Source organism: Hydrogenophaga sp., from assembly GCF_965657535.1.
In the GTDB taxonomy this organism is placed as follows: Bacteria; Pseudomonadota; Gammaproteobacteria; order Burkholderiales; family Burkholderiaceae_C; genus Hydrogenophaga.
Genome location: NZ_CBFHOP010000005.1, coordinates 319,723 through 339,971 on the forward strand (window position 1 = coordinate 319,723; position 20,249 = coordinate 339,971).

Sequence of the window (20,249 nt, forward strand, 5' to 3'; positions counted from 1 at the left end):
GTGCTCTCTTCGGTTCAGGTCTTGGGCGACAGTGCAGCGATGGTGCCCTGCGCCACGGCACAGAGCTTTTCTTCGCCATCTTTCAGAATGAACACGTCACAACGGCAGACCGATTGTGTTTTGCCGGTGTGTACGGCCTCGGCACGCGCAATCAGTCGATCACCAATGGCCGGGCGCAGGTAGTTGATCTTGAACTCAGCGGTGACCACGGGCATTCCCAGGGCACTGCCGCCGGCGTAGGTCAGTGCGTTGTCGGCGGCGTAGCTCACCACGCCCCCGTGCACAAAGCCGTGCTGCTGCTTCACCGACTCGCTGACCGGCACATGCAACTCGCAACGCCCTCGGGAGAACGCAGCGAGTTCGGCACGGATCAGGCGCGAGAAGGGTTGTGCCGCCAAGACCTCGCGCCCCATGGCGAGAAAGGCCTCGGGGCTGACGGTGACCTCGGCCATGGCCTTCGCCTTCAGAGCACTTCGAAGATACCGGCAGCGCCCATGCCGCCGCCGATGCACATGGTGACGCATACGCGCTTGGCGCCGCGGCGCTTGCCTTCGATCAGCGCGTGACCGGTCAGGCGCTGGCCCGACACACCGTAGGGGTGGCCCACCGCAATGGCGCCGCCGTTGACGTTCAGGCGGTCGTGTGGAATGCCCAGCTTGTCGCGGCAATACAGCACCTGCACCGCGAAGGCTTCATTCAGCTCCCACAGGTCAATGTCGTCCATTTTCAAACCCAGGCGTGCGAGCACCTTGGGGATGGCAAACACCGGGCCGATGCCCATTTCGTCGGGTTCACAACCGGCCACGGCAAAACCCAAAAAACGGCCCAGCGGTTGCAGGCCACGCTTTTCAGCCAGGGTTTCGTTCATCAACACGCAGGCGCCGGCGCCGTCTGAAAACTGGCTGGCGTTACCAGCCGAAATGAGGCCGCCCGGCAGCGCCGAACGCAGGCCGTGGATGCCTTCAAATGTGGTGCCGGCGCGGATGCCTTCGTCGTTCTCGATCGTGACCTGTTTGGTCATCAGGCCCATCACCTTGTCGGCCACGCCGGCGGTCACGGTCATGGGCGCGATTTCGGCTTTGAACAGGCCGGCTTCGAGTGCGGCCGAGGCTCGCTGCTGGCTGGCAGCGCCGTATTCGTCCATCGCGTCGCGGCCAATACCGTAGCGCTTGGCCACTTGCTCGGCGGTTTGCAGCATGTTCCAGTAAATCTCGGGCTTCTGTTTTTCAAGCGCCAAGTCTTTGAGCATGTGGGTGTTCATTTCCTGCTGCACGCAAGAAATGCTCTCCACACCACCGGCCACATACACGTCGCCTTCACCAGCCATGATGCGCTGCGCGGCCAGGGCGATGGTCTGCAAGCCAGACGAGCAGAAGCGGTTCACGGTCATGCCCGATGCCGTGATGGGCAGGCCCGCTTTCAGGGCGATCTGGCGCGCAATGTTGGCACCGGTCGCGCCCTCGGGGTTGGCGCAACCCATGATCACGTCTTCGACTTCAGCGGCGTCGATACCGGCGCGCTGCACGGCGTGCTGCACCGCATGGCCGCCGAGTGTGGCGCCGTGGGTCATGTTGAAGGCGCCCTTCCAGCTCTTGGCCAGGGGCGTGCGGGCGGTGGAAACGATGACGGCGTTGGTCATGGTTGGTTCCTAATCTGGTTCGGTGTTCGTTCGGGGCGGATCAGAAGGTCTTGCCTTCTGTGGCGAGGCGGGCCAGCAGCGGCGCCGGCTCCCAGAACTTCGCGTCGTCCAGCGGGTTCTTGGCAAAGCGCTTCATGGCCTGGACCACGTTGAACAGGCCCACTTCGTTGGCGTAGTTCAGCGGGCCGCCGCGGTGCACCGGGAAGCCGTAGCCGAAGATGTAGACCACGTCGATGTCGCTGGCCTTGTTGGCGATGCCCTCTTCCAGGATGTGCGCGGCCTCGTTCACCAGTGAGAACACCAGGCGCTGCACGATCTCTTCGTCCGAAATCTTGCGCGGTGTGATGCCCAGGGCCTTGCGGTGCTCTTCGATCATCTGCACCACCTCGGCGTTCGGGATCGCGTCGCGCTTTCCGGGCACGTAGTCGTACCAGCCGGCACCGGTCTTCTGGCCGAAGCGGCCCTTCTCGCACAACAGGTCGGCGGTCTTGCTGTATTTCATGTCCGGCTTTTCCTGGTAGCGGCGCTTGCGGATCGCCCAGCCAATGTCGTTGCCGGCCAGATCACCCATGCGGAACGGGCCCATGGCCATGCCGAACTTCTCCATCGCCTTGTCCACCTGCGCGGGGGTGCAGCCTTCGTCGAGCAGGAAACCGCCCTGGCGGCCGTACTGCTCAATCATGCGGTTGCCGATGAAGCCGTCGCAGACGCCGGACACCACCGCCGTTTTCTTGATCTTCTTGGCCACCGCCATCACCGTGGCCAACACGTCTTTGGCGGTGGCGTCGCCGCGCACCACTTCCAGCAGCTTCATCACGTTGGCCGGGCTGAAGAAATGCATGCCCACCACGTCCTGCGGGCGCTTGGTGAAGTTGGCGATGGCGTTGACGTCCAGCGTGGAGGTGTTGGAGGCCAAGATGGCACCGGCCTTCGTCACGCGGTCGAGTTCCTTGAACACCGCTTCCTTCACACCGATCTCTTCGAACACGGCCTCGATCACCAGGTCGGCCGCGCCCAGGTCGTCGTAGCTCAGCGTGGTGGACAGCAGGGCCATGCGCTGCTCATACTTGTCCTGCTTGAGCTTGCCCTTTCTGACTTGGGCTTCGTAGTTCTTGCGGATGGTGGCGATGCCACGGTCCAGCGCTTCCTGCTTCATCTCCAGCATCTTCACCGGGATGCCGGCGTTGAGGAAGTTCATGGCAATGCCACCGCCCATGGTGCCGGCGCCGATGACGGCCACCGACTCGATGGCGCGCTTGGGCGTGTCTTCCGGCACGTCGGGGATCTTGCTCGCGGCGCGCTCGGCGGTGAACAGATGGCGCAGCGACTTGCACTCGGGGGTCCACATCAGGTTGATGAAGATCTCGCGCTCGAACACCATGCCGTCATTGAACTTCTTCTGGGTCGCGGCTTCGACCGCGTCCACGCACTTGGCGGGCGCCGGGAAGTTCTTGGCCATGCCTTTCACCATGTTGCGGGCGAACTGGAAATAAGCGTCGCCGTTCTTGTGTTTGCAAGGCAGGTTGCGCACCAGCGGCAAGGCCGAGCCATCGGCGTGTTTCGCGGCCATTTCACGGGCGAGGGCCAAGGCCTCTTCGGCCAGCGACTCGGCAGAAGCGGACAGTTTGTCAAACAGCTGCTGGCCCGGCAGCTGCGCCAGCATCTCGCTCTTGACCGGCTCGCCGCTGACGATCATGTTCAGTGCGGCTTCCACACCCAACACGCGCGGCAGACGCTGCGTGCCGCCGGCACCGGGGATTAGGCCCAGCTTCACTTCGGGCAGGGCCACGTTGCAGCCGGGCGCGGCGATGCGGTAATGCGCACCCAGCGCCAGTTCCAAACCGCCCCCCATGCACACGCTGTGCACGGCGGCAATGACGGGCTTGCTGGTGTTTTCCACCGCCAGGATCACGCTCAACAGGTTGGGTTCTTGTACCGCTTTGGGTGAGCCGAATTCGCGAATGTCTGCGCCGCCCGAAAACGCCTTGCCAGCGCCCGTGAGCACGATGGCTTTGACGGCAGCATCGTTCTGTGCCTTGTCCAGCCCCTCAACGATAGCCTGGCGGGTGGACAACCCCAGACCGTTGACCGGCGGGTTGTTCAGCGTGATGACGGCGACGTCGCCGTGGACCTGGTACTCAGCGGTCATGGAATCTCCTCTGTGTGGATCGGGAAAGGGTGCACGCTCGAAAAAAGAACGGTCGTGCGATTTTAGGTAATTTGTGCGATGTGGCAAGGTCCACTTGTCCCCTGCGAGTCTCGGTGACGGCGCCTGAGGCGTGCCCCCACCCGGGAGGCTGTGGAACGAGATTCGCCGGGCCGCTGGCATGGCTCCTCCGGCGGCGCGGCGCGGGGGAGTCTCCTAGACCTCCAGCCACTCTTTTCGGGTGTACGGATCGGCTCGCAGACCGTCGGGTGTGCCCTCAAAAACAATGCTGCCGTGGCCCATGACCAGCGCGCGGTCTGAAATGGCCATGGCGATGGTAAGTTTCTGCTCGATGAGCAACACCGACACGCCACGCGCCTTCAAGGTTTGCAGGTACTGCCCCACCAGCTCGACTATTTTCGGTGCCAAGCCTTCGGTGGGCTCGTCGATGATGATCAGGTCCGGGTCGCCCATGAGGGTTCGGCACAGCGTGAGCATTTGTTGCTCGCCGCCTGAAAGCACGCCCGCTTCGGTGTGTTCGCGCTCTTTCAGGCGGGGAAAGATGGCGTACATGTCGTCAAAGCTCCAGCGCGAGCCTTTGCCCTTGCCTTTTTGCCCGAGCAGCAGGTTCTGATGCACCGTGAGCTTGGGGAAAATATCGCGGTTTTCTGGCACGTAGCCCAGGCCCGTGTGGGCAATCTCAAACGGCTTTTTGCCCTGGATGGACTTGTCCTTCCAGGTGATGGTGCCGCTGCAGTCCACGAGACCCATGATGGCCTTGGCCGTGGTGGAGCGGCCCGAGCCGTTGCGCCCCAGCAGCGCCACGATCTCGCCCTTGCCCACTTCAAACGAGACGCCGTGGAGCACGTGGCTTTTGCCGTAATAAGCGTGCAGGTTTTCAATGTTCAGCATGGTGCGGTCCTCCTCAATGTCCGACCGAGGCGGCTTGCTCATCGGCCAGCACCGAACCCAGGTAGGCCTCTTGAACCTTCGGGTTGGCGCGCACCGCTTCGGGCGTGTCAAAGGCAATCACCTCGCCATAGACCACCACCGCAATCTTGTCGGCCAGACCAAACACCACGCCCATGTCGTGCTCCACCGTCAGCAGGGTTTTGCCCACCGTCACCTCGCGGATCAGGTCGATGAAGCGGCTGGTCTCGCTCTTGCTCATGCCGGCCGTAGGCTCGTCGAGCAAGATCACGCCCGCACCGCCCGCGATGGTGATGCCAATCTCCAGTGCGCGCTGCTCGGCGTAGGTGAGGTTCATGGCCAGGACGTCGCGCTTCTTGTCCAGGCGGATCATTTGCATGAGCTCCTCCGCGCGCTCGTTGGCGTCGTCCAGGTCGGCCAGAAAGCGGAACAGGCTGTACTTGTAACCCAGGCTCCAGAGCACACCACAGCGCAGATTTTCAAACACGCTGAGTTTGGGAAAGATGTTGGTGATCTGGAAGCTGCGCGACAACCCCATGCGGTTGATCTCGAACGGCTTTTTGCCGTTAATGCGCTGACCGCCCAGCAAAATATCGCCGCTGGTGGGGGCAAAACGGCCTGAAACCAGGTTGAACAAGGTGGACTTGCCGGCGCCGTTGGGGCCGATGATGGCCACCCGCTCGCCGCTGCGCACCGCCAGGTCAACACCGCGAATGATCTCGGTCTTGCCAAAATTCTTGTGCAACTGGCGCAATTCCAGTGCGTAGCCGCCGGCGTGGACGTGGCTCATGGACTGGTCGAACGGCGCAGCGACGGGCGCTGCCGATGTAGCGTCTTGGTTGCTCATTGCGTCTCCCGGCGCTTGATTTCTTTTTCAATGTCGGTCTGAATCGCCGACCACTGCTGCATGAACATGCGCCGCGTGAGTTCAAACAAACCCATGCCCGTGAGCATGACGAACACACCGCCAAACCAGCTATCGGCCGCCTGCGTGTGCAGGGTCACGCCCAGAAACCTCACGGTATCGCCCATGGCGGTGCTCAGCTGCAGGTGGTAGACCATTTCGATCAGCGCACCCGCGCCGGCCAGCACCACGAGCGCGGTCAGCGCCAAGGCCAGGTAGCTCACCCACAGCTCGCGCAGCCTGCCAAAGGCGGCCACCCGCAGGTTCATCATGATCAGGCTGGCGATGCCGCCCGGGGCATACATCACCATGAACAAAAAGATGAGCCCCAGGTAGAGCAGCCAGGCCTTGGTGATCTCCGAAAAAAGCACAAAGGCCAGCACCATCAAAATGCCGCCGATGATGGGCCCGAAAAAGAAGGTGGCGCCGCCCAGAAAGGTGAACAGCAGGTAGCCGCCAGAGCGGATCGGCCCCACCACCTCGGCGGTGACGATTTCGAACTGGATCGCGGCCAGACCGCCGGAAATGCCTGCAAAGAAGCCCGCGATGATGAACGCCAGGTAGCGCACCATTTGCGTGTTGTAGCCGATGAACTCAACGCGCTCCGGGTTGTCGCGCACGGCATTGAGAATGCGCCCGAGCGGTGTGCGCGTGAAGGCAAACATGAGCGCCACGCTGACAAAGGTGTAAACCGCGATCAGGTAGTACACCTGCACGCCTGGGCCGTAGGTGATGCCCATGACCGCATCGCCCACCACGCGGTCGGCGGTCACGCCGGCTTCACCGCCGAAAAACTCGGAAAACATGAGCGACATGGCAAACACCAGCTCACCCATGCCGAGCGTGATCATGGCAAAGGTGGTACCGGCTTTTTTGGTGGTGACATAACCAAACAGGACGGCAAAAAACATGCCGGCCAAGCCGCCCACCAGCGGCACCATGCTCACCGGCAAAGAGAGCGCGCCTTCAGACACCCGAAGCAGGGCATGAATGGCCATGTACGAACCCAGCCCGGTGTAGACCGCGTGCCCGAAACTGAGCATGCCGCCCTGCCCCAGCAACATGTTGTAGGACAGGCAGGCAATGATGGCGATGCCCATCTGCGCCAGCATGGACACCGACAGGTTGCTGGTGAACACCTTGGGCGCAAACAGGAGAACGAGCGCAAACAGCGACCAGATCACCCAACGGCCAGCGTTGTAAGGTTTGAAACTGTAGTGAGTGGATGCCATGGTGTCAGGTCTCCCGGGTGCCCAACAATCCCTTGGGCCGGAAGATCAGCACCAGGACAAGGAACAGATAGGGCAGGATCGGCGCCACCTGCGAGATGGTGAGTTTGAGCACCGAGTTGTCTTGCCAGGCATCGGACAGTGGCAGCCCCATGCCCTGGAACAGCCCAATGAGCGAATGGTCCAACGCCACCGCAAAGGTCTGAACCACGCCGATGATGATGGACGCGAGGAACGCGCCGGAGAGCGACCCCAGCCCGCCCACCACCACCACCACAAAAATGAGGGAACCCAGCGTGGCGGCCATGGCCGGCTCGGTCACAAAGGTACTGCCGCCGATGAGCCCGGCCAGCCCGGCCAGCCCGGTGCCAGCGCCAAACACCAGCATGAACACACGCGGCACGTTGTGACCCAGGGTTTCCACCGTCTCGGGGTGCGTGAGCGCGGCCTGTATCACCAGCCCCACACGGGTGCGGGTGAGCAGCAGCCACACGCCGGCCAACATCACCACCGCCACCAGCATCATGAAGGCACGGGTGGCGGGGAACGGCGAGCAAATGGTTTGCACCGCTGCACCGCACAGCTCGGCCGGCGCCCGGCCCCAGACCAGGCTCAGCCCGTCGGTGGCGTGGCTCACCAGCGTCAGCGCCGAGCCCTGCAGCACCTCGGGCGGGCGGAACTGCACCGCCGTGCGGCCCCAAACGAGCTGGACCAGTTCCAGAATGATGTAGGACAGGCCAAAGGTGATGAGCAGTTCGGGCACGTGGCCGAACTTGTGCACCTTGCGCAGGCTGAGCCTTTCAAACAAAGCGCCCAACATGCCCACAGCGAGCGGTGCTATCAGCAGCGCCGGCCAGAAGCCCATCACCTGCCCAATGGAATAGCCGATGTAGGCGCCCAGCATGTAAAAACTAGCATGGGCAAAATTGAGAACGCCCATCATGCTGAAGATCAGGGTCAGCCCTGAACTCAGCATGAACAACAGGAGCCCATAGCTCAACCCGTTGAGCATGGAGATGATGAAGAACTCCACGGCGTATGACTTTCCGGACCACCATGCAGGGTCCAAAAGAAAAAAGAAGATGGAGCGTGTCCCGCCAAAGGATCACGCGTCAGGTGCAGCAGCACAGCATACCTTCGAGCCGCCGGTGCAAGCGGCCTGAAGGCCATGTGTCAGCAGCGGCCCGTCAGGGGCGCTTCATCTGGCAGCTGGTGGGCGTGCTGGCCACGTAGGCCGGGTACTCCTGCACGGGCACCAGCGTCATGCCGGTGTTTTCAGCGCTGTAGGGGTTCTTGGCATCTGTTTTTTGCCAGCGCGTGATGTACAAGGGTTGCTGCAGTTGGTGGTCCAGTTTGCGGATCTCAACTTCGCCGTTGAAGCCTTTGAACTTGAGGCCCGACAGCGTGGCAGCCACCTTCACCGGGTCGGTCGACTTGGCTTTGGCCATGGCGTCGCCCAGCGCGGCGTAGATGTTGGGGATGGCGGCCGTGTACATGTCGTCCTTGAAGCGCTGGTTGAACTCGGCCATCCAGCCCTTCATGGGCTCGCCCATGTTGTAGTGGTTGTAGGCCACCTGGTAAACGCGGCCTTCACCGCCCTTGCCCAGCGCGGTGGGGGTGCCGGTGACGCCCGTGTAATAGGTGTAGAACTTGCCGTCGTAGCCGCCTTCGTTGGCCGCCTTGACCAGCAGCGCCAGGTCGGAGCCCCAGTTGCCCGTGATGACGGTGTCCGCACCCGAAGCCTTGATCTTGGCGATGTAGGGAGCGAAGTCGCGCACCTGAGCCAGCGGGTGCAACTCTTCGCCCACGATCTGGATGTCGGGGCGCTTGCGCTTGAGGTTTTCCTTGGCAAACTTCGCCACCTGGTGGCCGTGCGAATAGTTCTGGTTAAACAGATAGACCTTTTTGACGTCGGTCTTGTCTTTCATGTAAGTCGTCATGGCTTCCATCTTCATCGACGTGTCTGCGTCGAAGCGGAAATGCCAGTAGCTGCACTTGCTGTTGGTGAAATCCGGGTCCACGGCCGCGTAGTTGAGGAAGATGACCTCTTTGCCCGGGTTGCGGGTGTTGTGGCGGTTCACCGCGTCGATCAGCGCGCCAGCCACCGACGAGCCATTGCCCTGGGCCAGATAACGCACGCCTTGGTCTATGGCGGCCTGCATGGCAGTCAGGCTCTCGGCAGGGCTGAGCTTGTTGTCAAAGCCGACCACCTCGAACTTCACACCGGCGGGGTTTTTTTGCGAGTACTTTTCAGCGAAGAACTGCCAGCTCTTGAGCTGGTTGTTGCCCACTGGCCCCATCAAACCGGTCTGGGGGTCAATCCACGCGATCTTGACCGTCTCGCCCTTTTGGGCAAACGCGCTGGTCAGCGTGAGGGACAGCGCGGCAACAGCCATCGATTTGAGAGCGAAATTCATGGACGGTCTCCGTTGAGTAAGGAAGCCGTCAGCGTACCTTTTTGAGGTGGCGTGGGGCTCAGGGATTGCCCCTAGACGCTATCGCGCAAGTGACTGGACGCTAGAACAACCGTAGCACTTGCATACAACTGAGGCGGTCGGCCGGCGCCTCAGGGGCGTTGCATCTGGCAGCTGGTGGGGCCGCTGATCTGGGCCGCATCCATGTACTGCACGGGGGCAAAGGTGTAACCCGTGTCCCCGGCGCTTCTGGGGTGGGCTGCATCGACTTTTTGCCAGCGCGACACATACAGGCCCTTGAGCAGTTGGTGGTCGTCAGCGCGTATGTGCACGGGGCCGTTGAAGCCCTTAAAGATCATGCCGCTGAGACGCCCGGCCACCTGCGCGGGGTCGGTTGAGCCGACGTGGGCCATGGCGTGGCTCAGCATCTCGATGCCGTCGTAGCTGGCGTAAATCGTCAGATCCTCGCCGTGCTGCTTGCGAAAGGCGGTCGCCAGCGCATGGATGGGCCCAGCCTGGTTGCTGTGGTTGTAGGCGACCTGGTACACCGGCATGCGCCCACCGGTTTCGGCCAGCGCCTCGGGCACACCTTTGAGCGCCGGGTAATACGCATAGATTGGCAGGTAGACCCCCTGCTTGTGCAGGGCTTTGACCAAATCGCGCAGATCGGCACCCCAGTTGCCTGTGGCCAGCGCCTGTGCACCCGAAGCCTGAATGCTGCGCACGTGCGCGGTGAAGTCGTGGCCTTGAAAGGGCGGGTGCAACTCATCACCGACGATCTGCACGTCTGGCCTTTGTTGGGCCATGGTGTCCCGAAAATAACGCGAAAACTGCTGGCCATGCGCGTAGTTCTGATTGAGCAGGTACACCCGGCGCAAGTCGGGCTGCACCGCCATGAAGCCGGTCATGGCTCGCATTTTCATGGCGGTGTCGGCGTCGATACGGAAGTGCCAGAAATTGCACTTCTCGTTCGTCAGTTCCGGGTCCATGGCCGCGTAGTTGATGAAAACCACCGAGCGCTCGGGGCTGCGCAGGTTGTGCCGGGCAACGGCGTTGCTCAGGGCAGCCGCCACACCCGAGCCGTTGCCTTGCACGATGTAGCGAAAGCCTTGGTCAATGGCCGCCTTCAGGGCGTTCAAGCTTTCTTGTGGGGAACCCTTGTTGTCAAAGCCCGCCACCACAAAGCGCACGCCCGCCGGGTTGGCTGCGCCCCCTTTGTGCTCTGCCATGAACTGCCAGCTGCGCAGGCTGTTGCGGCCAATGTCAGCCGCCGGGCCTGAGAGCGGATCGATGAAGGCAATACGCACCGTCTGGCCTTGCAGCGGCAGCGGGTTGGCCGCTTGCGCACCCAGGGAAACCAGCACCAGCCACACGGCAGCCGCCCAGCGCCACCAGGGCAGCTGCCTTGGGCGGGCCTGGCTGGCCGAGAGGGTGTGTGGGAGCGAAAGCAGTGCGGGTTTCGTCATGGGAACATTGTCGGCCCAACCCAGGCCGGGCTTGTTCACAGTCCGGGCAATACGTAGTCTTTGAGTTGCTGACGCAGGGTCATTTTTTGCATCTTCCCGGTCGCACCCAGCGGGATCGCGTCCACAAACACCACGTCGTCAGGCACCTGCCACTTGGCGATCTTGCCTTCATAAAACGCCAGCAGCTCGTCGCGCGACACCTCGGCACCGGGCTTTTTCACGACCACCACAATCGGGCGCTCGTCCCATTTGGGGTGTTTCATGCCCACGCAAGCCGCCATCGCCACGGCAGGGTGGGCCATGGCGATGTTTTCAACGTCGATCGAGCTGATCCACTCGCCGCCGGACTTGATCACGTCCTTGCTGCGGTCGGTGATCTGCATGAAGCCGTCGGCGTCGATGGTGGCCACGTCCCCGGTGGGGAACCAGCCCTTGCCGGCGGCGTCGTAGCGAAGCGGGTCGCCGCCCTCGCCTTTGAAGTAGCTGGCAATGATCCACGGACCACGCACCAGCAAGTCACCGTAGGTTTTTCCGTCCCAGGGCAGCTCCGCGCCCGCCTCGTCCACGATCTTCATGTCCACGCCGTACACCGCGCGCCCTTGCTTGAGCAGCACCTGGGTCTGCGCCTCGGGCGACAGCGCAAGCTGCGCGTTTTTCAGCGTGCACACCGTGCCCAGTGGCGACATTTCCGTCATGCCCCAGGCGTGCAGCACCGCCACGCCGTAGGTGTTGTTGAAGGTGTTGATCATGGCCGGCGGGCAGGCGGAGCCACCGATCACGGTGCGCTTCATGGTGCTGAACTTCAGCCCGCCTGCCTGCATGTGACCCAGCAGCATTTGCCAGACGGTGGGAACGCCGGCTGCCATCGTGACCTTCTCCGCCTCCAGCAGTTCGTAAATGGACTTGCCGTCCATCGCCGGGCCGGGAAACACCAGCTTGCAGCCCGTGGCCGCTGCAGAGTACGGAAGGCCCCAGGCGTTGACGTGGAACATGGGCACCACAGGCAACACGGCGTCACGCGCACTGAGATTGAGCGAGTCGGGCAACGCAGCGCTGTAGGCGTGCAAGATGGTGGAGCGGTGCGAATACAGCGCAGCCTTGGGATTACCGGTGGTGCCGCTGGTGTAGCACATGCTGGATGCGCTGTTTTCGTCCAGATCGGGCCATAGGTAGGCGTCGCTCTGGTGGCCCATCCAGGCTTCGTAGCTCAGCAGGCCGGGGATGTTGCTGTCAGCTGGCAGCTTGTCGGCGTCGCACAGCGCAATCCAGTGTTTCACGCCAGGGCACTTGCCGGCCACCGCCTGCACCAGCGGCAGAAACGTCATGTCAAAGCAAATGGCGCGGTCGTCGGCGTGGTTGATGATCCAGGCCAGCTGCTCGGGGTGCAGGCGTGGGTTCAGGGTGTGCAGCACGCGGCCGGTGCCGCTGACGCCAAAGTACAGCTCCAGGTGGCGGTAGCCGTTCCAGGCGAGCGTGGCCACGCGGTCGCCAAAGGCCAGGTGCAGGCTGTCCAGTGCGTTGGCCACCTGGCGCGAGCGCTTCGCGATCTGGCCCCAGTTGCTGCGGTGGATGTCGCCCTCGACCCGGCGCGATACGATTTCGCCGGTGGCGTGGTGGCGTTCAGCGTGCGTAATGAGCGACGAAATCAGCAGCGGTTGGCTTTGCATTTGTCCCAGCATGGGGCGTCTCCTTGGGTGGCAACAACGAAAAAAAGCGGCGGTTGCCATCATGCCGCACCGGGCCTTTAGGCTGCACCCGGGTTGCCCCCGATAGCCCGCCCAGGTGTGGGCTCAAGTCGTCTCGGGGACAATAAACCGATGAAAAACCCCCTTGCTGAGCGCCCCAGCCGCTGGTCTCACCGGTTTGCCGAACTCGGCCCCGACTTTCACACCGAACTGCGCCCTACCCCCTTACCCGCGCCCTATTGGGTGGGCACCAGCCCGAGCCTGGCGGGCGCGCTGGGCCTGGACCCCGCCTGGCTGCAGAGCGACGAAGCCCTGCACACCTTCACCGGCAACCAAGTGTTGCCCGGCATGCGCCCGTTGGCCAGCGTGTACAGCGGTCACCAGTTTGGGCATTGGGCCGGCCAGCTGGGTGACGGGCGCGCCATCTTGCTCGGCGAGCTCGAAACACCCCTGGGTCCGCAGGAGGTGCAGCTCAAAGGCGCCGGGCTTACGCCATATTCCCGCATGGGCGACGGCCGCGCCGTGCTGCGCAGCTCCATTCGCGAATTTTTGTGCAGCGAAGCCATGCACGCGTTGGGCATTCCCACCAGCCGGGCGCTGTGCATCACGGGGTCCGACGCGCCTGTGCGCCGCGAAGACATCGAAACCGCCGCCGTGGTCACGCGCACGGCGCCCAGCTTCATCCGGTTCGGTCATTTCGAACATTTTTCGCACAGCGGACAACACGCTCAGCTGCGCCAGCTGGCCGATTTCGTCATCGCCCACCACTACCCGCACTGCCTGGAGCGTGGCGGCAACCCCTATGCCCACCTGCTCGAAGCCGTGAGCGAGCGCACCGCCCACACGGTGGCGCAGTGGCAGGCGGTGGGCTTTTGCCACGGTGTGATGAACACCGACAACATGAGCATCCTGGGCCTGACCATCGATTACGGCCCGTTTCAGTTCATGGACGCCTTCAACCCCGCCCACATCTGCAACCACACCGACAGCGGTGGACGCTACGCTTACCACCGCCAGCCCAACATTGCGTACTGGAACCTGTTTTGCCTGGGCCAGGCGCTGCTGCCCTTGATGGACGACCAGCAGCAGGCACTCGACGCCCTGGAGCCGTTCAAGACCGTGTTCCCGGCGGCGCTGCAGCAGCGCATGGGCGCCAAGCTGGGCCTGGCCCAAGTGCAAGCGGGTGACGAAGCGCTGACCGAGGCGTTCATGCAACTCATGGCGAAAGACGCGGTGGACTTCACGATCGCCTGGCGCCGCCTGAGCCAAGCGGTGGCGGGTTTTGCGGCACCGGGTGCCGCAGAGGCCGACGCGCGCCGCGCCCTGGAGCCCGTGCGAGACCTGTTTTTACAGCGTGACGCTTTCAATGCCTGGGCGCAAACCTGGCGCAGCCGGCTGCAGGGCCAGCCTGGCTTTGACCCACTGGCCACCCAGGCCAGCATGCTGCGCACCAACCCGCACGTGGTGCTGCGCAACCACCTGGGCGAAATCGCCATTCAGCGCGCCCGCGAGGGCGACTTTTCCCGCCTGCAGCGTTTGCAGGCGGCGCTGGAACAACCCTTTGACGCCCTGCCCGGCTGCGACGACCTGGCCGACTTTCCGCCCGACTGGGCCGCACAGATTGAAATCAGTTGCTCGTCTTGAAGCGGCCCCGCCCTTGCGTTACCCTGACCCTTTGCGCCCCGCACCGATTCCCCTAAGGACATGGACATGACCTACCCGATTCAAAAAACCGAAGCCGAATGGCGCGAGCTGCTGTCCAGCAAGGGCGCCGAGCGCCACGCGTTTGAAGTCACCCGCCAAGCCGCCACCGAACGCCCCTTCACCGGCAAGTTCGAACAGGTCTGGGCCGACGGCAGCTACCACTGCATCTGCTGCGGCAACCACCTGTTTGACGCCGGCACCAAATTTGACGCTGGATGCGGGTGGCCCAGTTTCGCGCAAGCCATTCCCGGCGCCATCACCGAAATCACCGACCGCAGCCTGGGCATGACCCGCGTTGAAACCGTGTGCAGCCAATGCGGCGCTCATCTGGGCCATGTGTTTGAAGACGGCCCTGCCCCCACTGGCCTGCGCTACTGCATGAACTCGGCCTCGCTGGAACACCAGGCCATCAGCGGCGAATAAGCGGCCAACCCACACAGGACACCCCCATGAAAGCCCAGAACATCCTTCAAACCATTGGCAACACGCCCCATGTGCGCCTGCAGCGGCTGTTTGCCGGCGCCACCCAGCAGGTGTGGATCAAGTCCGAGCGCAGCAACCCCGGCGGCTCCATCAAAGACCGTATCGCCCTGGCCATGGTGGAAGACGCCGAAGCCAGCGGCGCCCTGCAGCCCGGCGGCACCATCGTCGAGCCGACCTCGGGCAACACCGGTATTGGCTTGGCCATGGTGGCCGCCGTCAAGGGCTACAAGCTCATCCTCGTCATGCCCGACAGCATGTCGGTGGAGCGCCGCCGCCTCATGCTGGCCTACGGTGCCTCGTTTGACCTCACGCCGCGCGAAAAAGGCATGAAGGGCTCGATTGCCCGCGCCGAAGAGATCGTGGCCGCCACGCCCGGCGCCTGGATGCCGCAGCAATTCAACAACCCCGCCAACACCGCCGTGCATGCGCGCACCACCGCGCAAGAAATCCTGGCCGACTTTCCCGAGGGCGTCGACGCCCTCATCACCGGCGTGGGCACCGGCGGCCACCTCAGCGGCTGCGCCCAGGTGCTCAAAGCCCACTGGCCACAGCTCAAGGTGTATGCGGTGGAGCCGGTGGCATCTCCCGTCATTTCTGGCGGCAGCCCGGCGCCGCACCCCATTCAGGGCATTGGCGCTGGCTTCATTCCCGGCAACCTGAACACCAGCTTGCTCGACGGCGTGATCCAGGTAGACGCCGAACCCGCCCGCGAGATGGCGCGGCGCTGCGCCCGCGAAGAGGGCATGCTGGTGGGCATTTCGTCCGGGGCCACACTGGCCGCCATCGCCCAAAAACTGCCCGACTTGCCGGCCAACGCCGTGGTGCTGGGTTTCAACTACGACACCGGCGAACGTTACCTGTCGGTGGACGGCTTCCTGCCAGGGTGAAGATGCACCCCCCGCGCCGCTTCGCGTCACCCCCCTCAAGGGGGGCGGCACTGGCCGTCTGGCGAAGCCAGCCCGGCGGTGCCCTTGGGTGGCGTTTTTTCGTGCGTGGCGGGCGGCTCTCCGGAGCCATGGAGATTTGAAGATGAAAACACTGGCTGATATTTCCCTGTCCATGCTCGACCTGGTGGCCGTGCGCGAGGGCCGCAGCGTGGCCGACGCCCTGGCCGTGGCGCTGCGCACTGCGCAGCACGCCGAAGCGCTGGGCTTCAAGCGCTACTGGCTGGCCGAACACCACAACATGAGCGGCATTGCCAGCTCGGCCACTGCCGTGCTGGTGGGGCACATTGCGGGCGGCACCCAGCGCATCCGCGTGGGCTCGGGCGGCGTCATGCTGCCCAACCACGCGCCGCTGGTGGTGGCCGAAGCCTTTGGCACCCTGGCCGAGCTGTACCCGGGTCGCATCGACCTGGGGCTGGGGCGTGCCCCCGGCACCGACCCCCTGACCATGCGTGCCCTGCGCCGCGACCGGGTGGAAACCGAAGCCGACTTCCCACGCGACGTGGCCGAACTCCAGCAATTGCTTGGCCCGCCACAACCCGGTCAGCGCCTCATTGCCATGCCCGGCGCGGGCACCAACGTGCCCATCTGGCTGCTGGGCTCCAGCCTGTTTTCAGCGCAACTGGCGGCCCAGCGCGGCTTGCCCTACGCCTTTGCGTCGCACTTTGCGCCGCGCTTGCTGCTGCAGGCACTCGATGTGTACCGCAGCCAGTTCAGGCCTTCGGCAACGCTCGCCCAGCCATACGCGGTTGTGGGTGTGCCGCTCATTGCCGCCCCCACCGACGACGAAGCCGACTACCTGGCCAGCAGCACCTACCAGCGCGTGCTGGGCATCCTCACCGGGCGGCGCGGCCAGCTGCCGCCCCCGGTGCATGGCTTCATGCAGCAACTGCACCCGCAAGAGCGTGCCGGCATTGCCGACTTTCTGGCCGCCGCCGTCATTGGTGGGCCCGACACGGTGCGCGAAGGCTTCACCGCGTTGGCGCAAGCGACCGAAGCCGACGAGTTCATGTTGGTGAGCGACGTGTATGAACCCGCTTTGCGGCTGCGCTCGCTGAGCATTGCGGCTGCCGCCATGGCGGGCGAGGCCTTGGTGGCGGCCCACTGAAGCGCTTGACAACGAAGCCGGCGGTTGGCACCGCCAGCGCCTCGGTGTTTGTCAGGCACCCCGCACCATGGCCAGCACCTGGGCCGCGTCCAGTGTCTGGGCTTTTTGCTGGATCTGCGGCAAGTACTGGGCTTGCATCTGCTTCGCTGGCCCGAGCAGGCCCTGGAAGGTTTCCCGCAGCAATGCCGTGCTCATGACACGACCGCCCGCGTAATAGCGCTTGGCCACCTGGCCCAGCGCGTAGGTGGTGGCAAACGAAAAGGCCATGCCGGTGGCCGCGCCACCCAGTCGGCCCACCGTGCGGCCCGCCGCTTTGCCCAGCAGCCCACCCAGCAGCTTGCGGCCAAACTGCTCCAGGTATTGCGATGTCAGGCCCACGCCCACCGCTGCGATGAACTCGCGTATGTGCCCCTGGTCCAGCTCCACGCCGTGGGCCTTTCCAATGCCGTAGACCATCTTCACCTGCAGCGGAATGATGGCCATCGACGCCCACGACTGCGGCAGTAGTTCCAGCGCGCCATTGAGCATGGCGTATTTCAGAATGGACTTGTCCAGATCGGCGTCCAAAGCGGCCTGCACCTGCTGTACCGGTGCCTGTGCCAAGGGCGTGCTGGTCGCTGCGGGCGCTGTTTGAACCACCACGGGCACGGCCGCATCTGTGGCGCTCAGCAAGGCGTGTTCCTCCGCTTCAAAAGCCTGCGCCTCACCCGCATCCAACTTCAAGCGCGCTTTCAAGTCGGCCAGAAAAGTGGCCTCGGCCGGGCTTTGGCGCCCATCGGCGTCGCACACGCAAACCGCCATTTCATAAGCCAGCTGGCGTTGGCCCGGCCCATTCAGGCCGGCAACGGCGTCGGCCAGCGCCACGCGCTGCAGCAACACGTCCTGGTACAGCTGGGCCAGCCCAGCCCCACCCGACTCGTGCCCCAGTGTGTCGGCCAGTCGGCGAATGGCCTCTCGCTCGGTGTCGGCCTTGTGGCCGTCGGCAAATGCGGCCAGCAAGGCCACAGAAAGAATCGCTTTTTGTTCCTGGGTATTCATGTTTGCGGTGGTGTTGGGTTGACGAACTGTGCAGTTGAGCCCAGCCGCGTTACCAAGTTCCGCAGGGCCGAGTTATGGGTCGGTTTTCAGCTGCGAGCCACGTCAATCGCGTCCTGGGTGGAGCGCAAAATGCCCCGAACCAGCGGAAACATCTCACCAATGGCGTCCAGCAGGCTGCCCACCGTGAGGCTGCACACGCTCAGCAGGTGGATCTGGGCAAAGGTGGACGTGCCGTCGGCCGACTCAACCGCCGGTGCAAGGCTTTGGCGAATGGCGACCGCCAGACCGTCCAGCTCCAGGATCTTCAGGCGTGCCGGGGTCGACGTCGACGTCATGCCCATGCGCGACCAGTAAGCCAGCGCCACCTTTTCCATGAAGTCGGTCTCCAGCGAAGCCGACATGACTTCGCTCACCCAGGGCACCAGCGGCATCAGGTGCGACTTGCTCGCCTCGTCTGACAGCACCCGGTCCACCAAGGCATTGGTCTGGCCCAGAAAGCCAGCCAGGGACACTTTGAAACTCTCAAACTGGTCGTCGTCGCTCATAAACAGCCTTTACACAAGGGAACAAAAAATGTGCCGTGCGCCGGCGTTCGGCCAGACACGGGCTCCAATGCCTTTTCTTATCGGCAGCGTCTGGGCAAACTGTGGGCCCATCTTGGGCGCCACATGCGGCCAACCGCGCAAGCCCGATAATCCAGCCATGCGTTTCCTTATTGACTTTTTCCCCATCGCCCTGTTTGTCGCAGCCTACAAACTGCACGACATCTACACCGCTACCGCGGTTCTCATGGCAGCCACCGTGCTGCAGACCGGCATCATTTACGGCATTGACCGCAAGCTGCAAACGCTTCAGAAAGTGACGCTGGTGCTGGTGTTGGTGTTTGGCGTGCTGACGCTGGTGCTGCAAGACGAGCGTTTCATCAAATGGAAACCCACGGTGCTTTACGCCAGCATGGCCATCGTGCTGGGCGCAGCGCTCTGGGGCTGGAAGAAAAACTTCCTGCAAATTTTGCTCGGCAGCCAGCTCACCCTGCCCACGGCGGTGTGGGGCCGGCTCACGGTGATCTGGGTCGCTTATTTCTTGTTCATGGCGGCGATCAATGGCTACGTAGCGGCCTACTATTCCACCGAAGACTGGGTGAACTTCAAGCTCTGGGGTTACATATTCCCGGTCGTGTTCATCATTGGCCAGGGCCTCTACATTGCGCGCTACATCAAAGACGACAGCAACGAGGCCAAAAAATCATGAGCGATCAAGACTTCGTTCCAACGGCCCCTGCATTGGAAGCCCGCCTGCGTGAAGCACTGTCGCCCACGCTGCTGGAAGTGCTGGACGAAAGCGCTGCCCACGCCGGCCATGCAGGCGCGAACGGGCTGGGCTACGGCACCCACTTTCGGGTACGCATTGGGGGCCCAGCGTTTGCCGGGCGCAGCCGCGTGGCACAGCACCGCCTTGTGTATGATGCGCTGCAAAAATTCACCGATGCGGGCCTGCACGCGCTGGCGATTGAAATCAAGGCCTGAGCCCTGTTTTGGCCATGGCCAGCGGGGCTTTTAAACGCGCTCCATGGTCTGAAATGCTTGCCTACGTTTGGATACCTGTTTGCTGAAACCCGGCCCTGTGCGGCGGCTCCAATCTTTTTTCACCCCGAGGATCACCATGAAATTTTCCCTGTCGGCCCTGACCGCGGCCGCTTTGATTGCAACGGCACCCTGGGCTGCAGCCCAAAACGTGGCCATCGTGAATGGCAAGGCCGTGCCCATCGCGCGCGTGGAGGCCCTGGCCCAGCAAGTGGCTGCCTCGGGTCGCCCGGTGGACGATACGGTGCGCGCTCAGTTGAAAGAGGAAGTGGTGCTGCGTGAAATCTTCATGCAGGAAGCCCAGAAGCGCGGCATTGCAGCCACCGCAGAATACAAAACCCAGATGGAACTGGCCCGCCAATCCATCATGATTCGTGCCCTGTTTGCCGACCATCAAAAGAAAAATCCAGTGACCGACGCCGACATCAAGGCCGAATACGACAAGTTTGCCGCCGCCAACGCGGGCAAGGAATTCCGCGCCCGCCACATCCTGGTGGAAAAGGAAGACGAAGCCAAGGCCATCATTGCGGCCATCAAGGGCGGCGCCAAGTTTGAAGACATTGCCAAGAAGCAGTCCAAAGACCCTGGCTCCGGCGCCAACGGTGGCGACCTGGACTGGGCGGCTGCTGGCAGCTACGTGACCGAGTTTTCCGAGGCCATGGTGAAGCTGGACAAGGGCCAGATGACCGACGCCCCGGTGAAGAGCCAGTTTGGCTGGCACATCATCCGGGTGGACGACGTGCGCCAGGCCCAGTTGCCGGCCTTTGACGAAGTCAAGCCGCAAATTGCACAGCAAATGCAGCAGCAGAGACTGTCTGAATTTCAGCAAAACCTGCGCGAAAAAGCCAAGGTGGAGTGAGCTTGGCGCTGCCAAGCAGCGCTTTGCACCGTCCAAGAACGCGGCCTGGCCGCGTTTTTTTTCGCCCGTTGAAGGCGCTCACAGCCTCTCATATTTGATCAAATACAAAAACATAAT

Annotated in this window: 19 protein-coding genes; 7 read left to right on the forward strand and 12 right to left on the reverse strand. The window is 63.2% G+C overall.

Features of this window, described 5'->3' with window-relative positions; all coding sequences use genetic code 11:
- Positions 1 to 14 precede the first annotated feature (14 nt).
- From ACTG4K_RS11080 to ACTG4K_RS11125, 10 genes are all read right to left on the reverse strand, one after another.
- A complete protein-coding gene (locus ACTG4K_RS11080; RefSeq protein WP_439114265.1) occupies positions 15 to 452 on the reverse strand; it encodes a PaaI family thioesterase in 438 nt (145 codons plus the stop codon).
- A gap of 11 nt (positions 453 to 463) precedes the next feature.
- Positions 464 to 1,639, reverse strand: coding sequence for an acetyl-CoA C-acyltransferase (locus ACTG4K_RS11085; RefSeq protein ID WP_439114266.1), 1,176 nt, complete (start codon positions 1,637 to 1,639; stop codon positions 464 to 466).
- Positions 1,640 to 1,679: 40 nt separating this feature from the next.
- Positions 1,680 to 3,788 carry a 3-hydroxyacyl-CoA dehydrogenase NAD-binding domain-containing protein gene (locus ACTG4K_RS11090; protein ID WP_439114267.1) on the reverse strand — a complete coding sequence of 703 codons (2,109 nt, stop codon included), beginning with the start codon at positions 3,786 to 3,788 and terminating at the stop codon, positions 1,680 to 1,682.
- 213 nt (positions 3,789 to 4,001) lie between these two features.
- Entirely contained in the window at positions 4,002 to 4,697 is a 696-nt protein-coding gene (locus ACTG4K_RS11095; RefSeq protein ID WP_439114268.1) for an ABC transporter ATP-binding protein, read from the reverse strand.
- 13 nt (positions 4,698 to 4,710) lie between these two features.
- Positions 4,711 to 5,505: an ABC transporter ATP-binding protein gene (locus ACTG4K_RS11100; RefSeq protein ID WP_439114385.1), complete on the reverse strand. Its 795-nt coding sequence runs from the start codon at positions 5,503 to 5,505 to the stop codon at positions 4,711 to 4,713.
- A 53-nt stretch (positions 5,506 to 5,558) separates the two neighbouring features.
- Positions 5,559 to 6,851: a branched-chain amino acid ABC transporter permease gene (locus ACTG4K_RS11105; protein ID WP_439114269.1), complete on the reverse strand. Its 1,293-nt coding sequence runs from the start codon at positions 6,849 to 6,851 to the stop codon at positions 5,559 to 5,561.
- A 4-nt stretch (positions 6,852 to 6,855) separates the two neighbouring features.
- Positions 6,856 to 7,860 (reverse strand): branched-chain amino acid ABC transporter permease, encoded by a 1,005-nt coding sequence (locus tag ACTG4K_RS11110; RefSeq protein WP_439114386.1) that lies wholly within the window; start codon positions 7,858 to 7,860, stop codon positions 6,856 to 6,858.
- A 175-nt stretch (positions 7,861 to 8,035) separates the two neighbouring features.
- Entirely contained in the window at positions 8,036 to 9,265 is a 1,230-nt protein-coding gene (locus ACTG4K_RS11115) for a branched-chain amino acid ABC transporter substrate-binding protein (protein WP_439114270.1), read from the reverse strand.
- Between the two features lie 149 nt (positions 9,266 to 9,414).
- Positions 9,415 to 10,728, reverse strand: a complete 1,314-nt coding sequence (locus ACTG4K_RS11120; RefSeq protein ID WP_439114271.1) for a branched-chain amino acid ABC transporter substrate-binding protein — start codon at positions 10,726 to 10,728, stop codon at positions 9,415 to 9,417.
- A gap of 35 nt (positions 10,729 to 10,763) precedes the next feature.
- Entirely contained in the window at positions 10,764 to 12,407 is a 1,644-nt protein-coding gene (locus ACTG4K_RS11125; protein ID WP_439114272.1) for a 3-(methylthio)propionyl-CoA ligase, read from the reverse strand.
- 138 nt (positions 12,408 to 12,545) lie between these two features.
- Here ACTG4K_RS11125 and ACTG4K_RS11130 point away from each other — a divergent pair, with 138 nt between their 5' ends.
- The 4 genes from ACTG4K_RS11130 to ACTG4K_RS11145 all read left to right on the forward strand — a co-directional run bounded on the left by ACTG4K_RS11130 (position 12,546) and on the right by ACTG4K_RS11145 (position 16,652).
- Positions 12,546 to 14,057, forward strand: coding sequence for a protein adenylyltransferase SelO (locus ACTG4K_RS11130; RefSeq protein WP_439114273.1), 1,512 nt, complete (start codon positions 12,546 to 12,548; stop codon positions 14,055 to 14,057).
- Positions 14,058 to 14,123: 66 nt separating this feature from the next.
- Positions 14,124 to 14,540 carry a peptide-methionine (R)-S-oxide reductase MsrB gene (msrB, locus tag ACTG4K_RS11135; protein WP_439114274.1) on the forward strand — a complete coding sequence of 139 codons (417 nt, stop codon included), beginning with the start codon at positions 14,124 to 14,126 and terminating at the stop codon, positions 14,538 to 14,540.
- A 26-nt stretch (positions 14,541 to 14,566) separates the two neighbouring features.
- Entirely contained in the window at positions 14,567 to 15,487 is a 921-nt protein-coding gene (gene cysK, locus ACTG4K_RS11140) for a cysteine synthase A (RefSeq protein WP_439114275.1), read from the forward strand.
- Positions 15,488 to 15,629: 142 nt separating this feature from the next.
- Positions 15,630 to 16,652 carry an LLM class flavin-dependent oxidoreductase gene (locus ACTG4K_RS11145; RefSeq protein ID WP_439114276.1) on the forward strand — a complete coding sequence of 341 codons (1,023 nt, stop codon included), beginning with the start codon at positions 15,630 to 15,632 and terminating at the stop codon, positions 16,650 to 16,652.
- A gap of 51 nt (positions 16,653 to 16,703) precedes the next feature.
- Here ACTG4K_RS11145 and ACTG4K_RS11150 read toward each other — a convergent pair whose 3' ends face one another.
- Both ACTG4K_RS11150 and ACTG4K_RS11155 read right to left on the reverse strand, forming a co-directional pair.
- Positions 16,704 to 17,690 (reverse strand): DUF533 domain-containing protein, encoded by a 987-nt coding sequence (locus ACTG4K_RS11150; protein ID WP_439114277.1) that lies wholly within the window; start codon positions 17,688 to 17,690, stop codon positions 16,704 to 16,706.
- Between the two features lie 86 nt (positions 17,691 to 17,776).
- A complete protein-coding gene (locus ACTG4K_RS11155; protein ID WP_439114278.1) occupies positions 17,777 to 18,235 on the reverse strand; it encodes a hypothetical protein in 459 nt (152 codons plus the stop codon).
- Between the two features lie 157 nt (positions 18,236 to 18,392).
- Between ACTG4K_RS11155 and ACTG4K_RS11160 the strand changes: the two genes are divergently transcribed.
- From ACTG4K_RS11160 to ACTG4K_RS11170, 3 genes are all read left to right on the forward strand, one after another.
- Entirely contained in the window at positions 18,393 to 18,941 is a 549-nt protein-coding gene (locus tag ACTG4K_RS11160; RefSeq protein WP_439114279.1) for a septation protein A, read from the forward strand.
- The gene (locus ACTG4K_RS11165; RefSeq protein ID WP_439114280.1) at positions 18,938 to 19,216 is read left to right on the forward strand and encodes a BolA family protein; all 279 of its coding nucleotides are present in this window, start codon (positions 18,938 to 18,940) and stop codon (positions 19,214 to 19,216) included. The genes ACTG4K_RS11160 and ACTG4K_RS11165 overlap by 4 nt, the downstream gene beginning before the upstream one ends.
- 136 nt (positions 19,217 to 19,352) lie before the next feature.
- Positions 19,353 to 20,132, forward strand: coding sequence for a peptidylprolyl isomerase (locus ACTG4K_RS11170; protein ID WP_439114281.1), 780 nt, complete (start codon positions 19,353 to 19,355; stop codon positions 20,130 to 20,132).
- Positions 20,133 to 20,249: the final 117 nt, after the last annotated feature.

Bases quoted from the DNA above. Each gene is read 5' to 3' on its own strand.
- ACTG4K_RS11145 (WP_439114276.1), top strand. From the start codon at position 15,630: ATGAAAACACTGGCTGATATTTCCCTGTCCATGCTCGACCTGGTGGCC.
- ACTG4K_RS11115 (WP_439114270.1), bottom strand. From the start codon at position 9,265: ATGAATTTCGCTCTCAAATCGATGGCTGTTGCCGCGCTGTCCCTCACG.
- ACTG4K_RS11090 (WP_439114267.1), bottom strand. From the start codon at position 3,788: ATGACCGCTGAGTACCAGGTCCACGGCGACGTCGCCGTCATCACGCTG.
- ACTG4K_RS11100 (WP_439114385.1), bottom strand. From the start codon at position 5,505: ATGAGCCACGTCCACGCCGGCGGCTACGCACTGGAATTGCGCCAGTTG.
- ACTG4K_RS11160 (WP_439114279.1), top strand. From the start codon at position 18,393: ATGCGTTTCCTTATTGACTTTTTCCCCATCGCCCTGTTTGTCGCAGCC.
- msrB (WP_439114274.1), top strand. From the start codon at position 14,124: ATGACCTACCCGATTCAAAAAACCGAAGCCGAATGGCGCGAGCTGCTG.
- ACTG4K_RS11170 (WP_439114281.1), top strand. From the start codon at position 19,353: ATGAAATTTTCCCTGTCGGCCCTGACCGCGGCCGCTTTGATTGCAACG.
- ACTG4K_RS11085 (WP_439114266.1), bottom strand. From the start codon at position 1,639: ATGACCAACGCCGTCATCGTTTCCACCGCCCGCACGCCCCTGGCCAAG.
- ACTG4K_RS11080 (WP_439114265.1), bottom strand. From the start codon at position 452: ATGGCCGAGGTCACCGTCAGCCCCGAGGCCTTTCTCGCCATGGGGCGC.
- cysK (WP_439114275.1), top strand. From the start codon at position 14,567: ATGAAAGCCCAGAACATCCTTCAAACCATTGGCAACACGCCCCATGTG.
- ACTG4K_RS11165 (WP_439114280.1), top strand. From the start codon at position 18,938: ATGAGCGATCAAGACTTCGTTCCAACGGCCCCTGCATTGGAAGCCCGC.
- ACTG4K_RS11120 (WP_439114271.1), bottom strand. From the start codon at position 10,728: ATGACGAAACCCGCACTGCTTTCGCTCCCACACACCCTCTCGGCCAGC.
- ACTG4K_RS11095 (WP_439114268.1), bottom strand. From the start codon at position 4,697: ATGCTGAACATTGAAAACCTGCACGCTTATTACGGCAAAAGCCACGTG.
- ACTG4K_RS11105 (WP_439114269.1), bottom strand. From the start codon at position 6,851: ATGGCATCCACTCACTACAGTTTCAAACCTTACAACGCTGGCCGTTGG.
- ACTG4K_RS11125 (WP_439114272.1), bottom strand. From the start codon at position 12,407: ATGCTGGGACAAATGCAAAGCCAACCGCTGCTGATTTCGTCGCTCATT.
- ACTG4K_RS11110 (WP_439114386.1), bottom strand. From the start codon at position 7,860: ATGCTCAACGGGTTGAGCTATGGGCTCCTGTTGTTCATGCTGAGTTCA.
- ACTG4K_RS11155 (WP_439114278.1), bottom strand. From the start codon at position 18,235: ATGAGCGACGACGACCAGTTTGAGAGTTTCAAAGTGTCCCTGGCTGGC.
- ACTG4K_RS11130 (WP_439114273.1), top strand. From the start codon at position 12,546: ATGAAAAACCCCCTTGCTGAGCGCCCCAGCCGCTGGTCTCACCGGTTT.
- ACTG4K_RS11150 (WP_439114277.1), bottom strand. From the start codon at position 17,690: ATGAATACCCAGGAACAAAAAGCGATTCTTTCTGTGGCCTTGCTGGCC.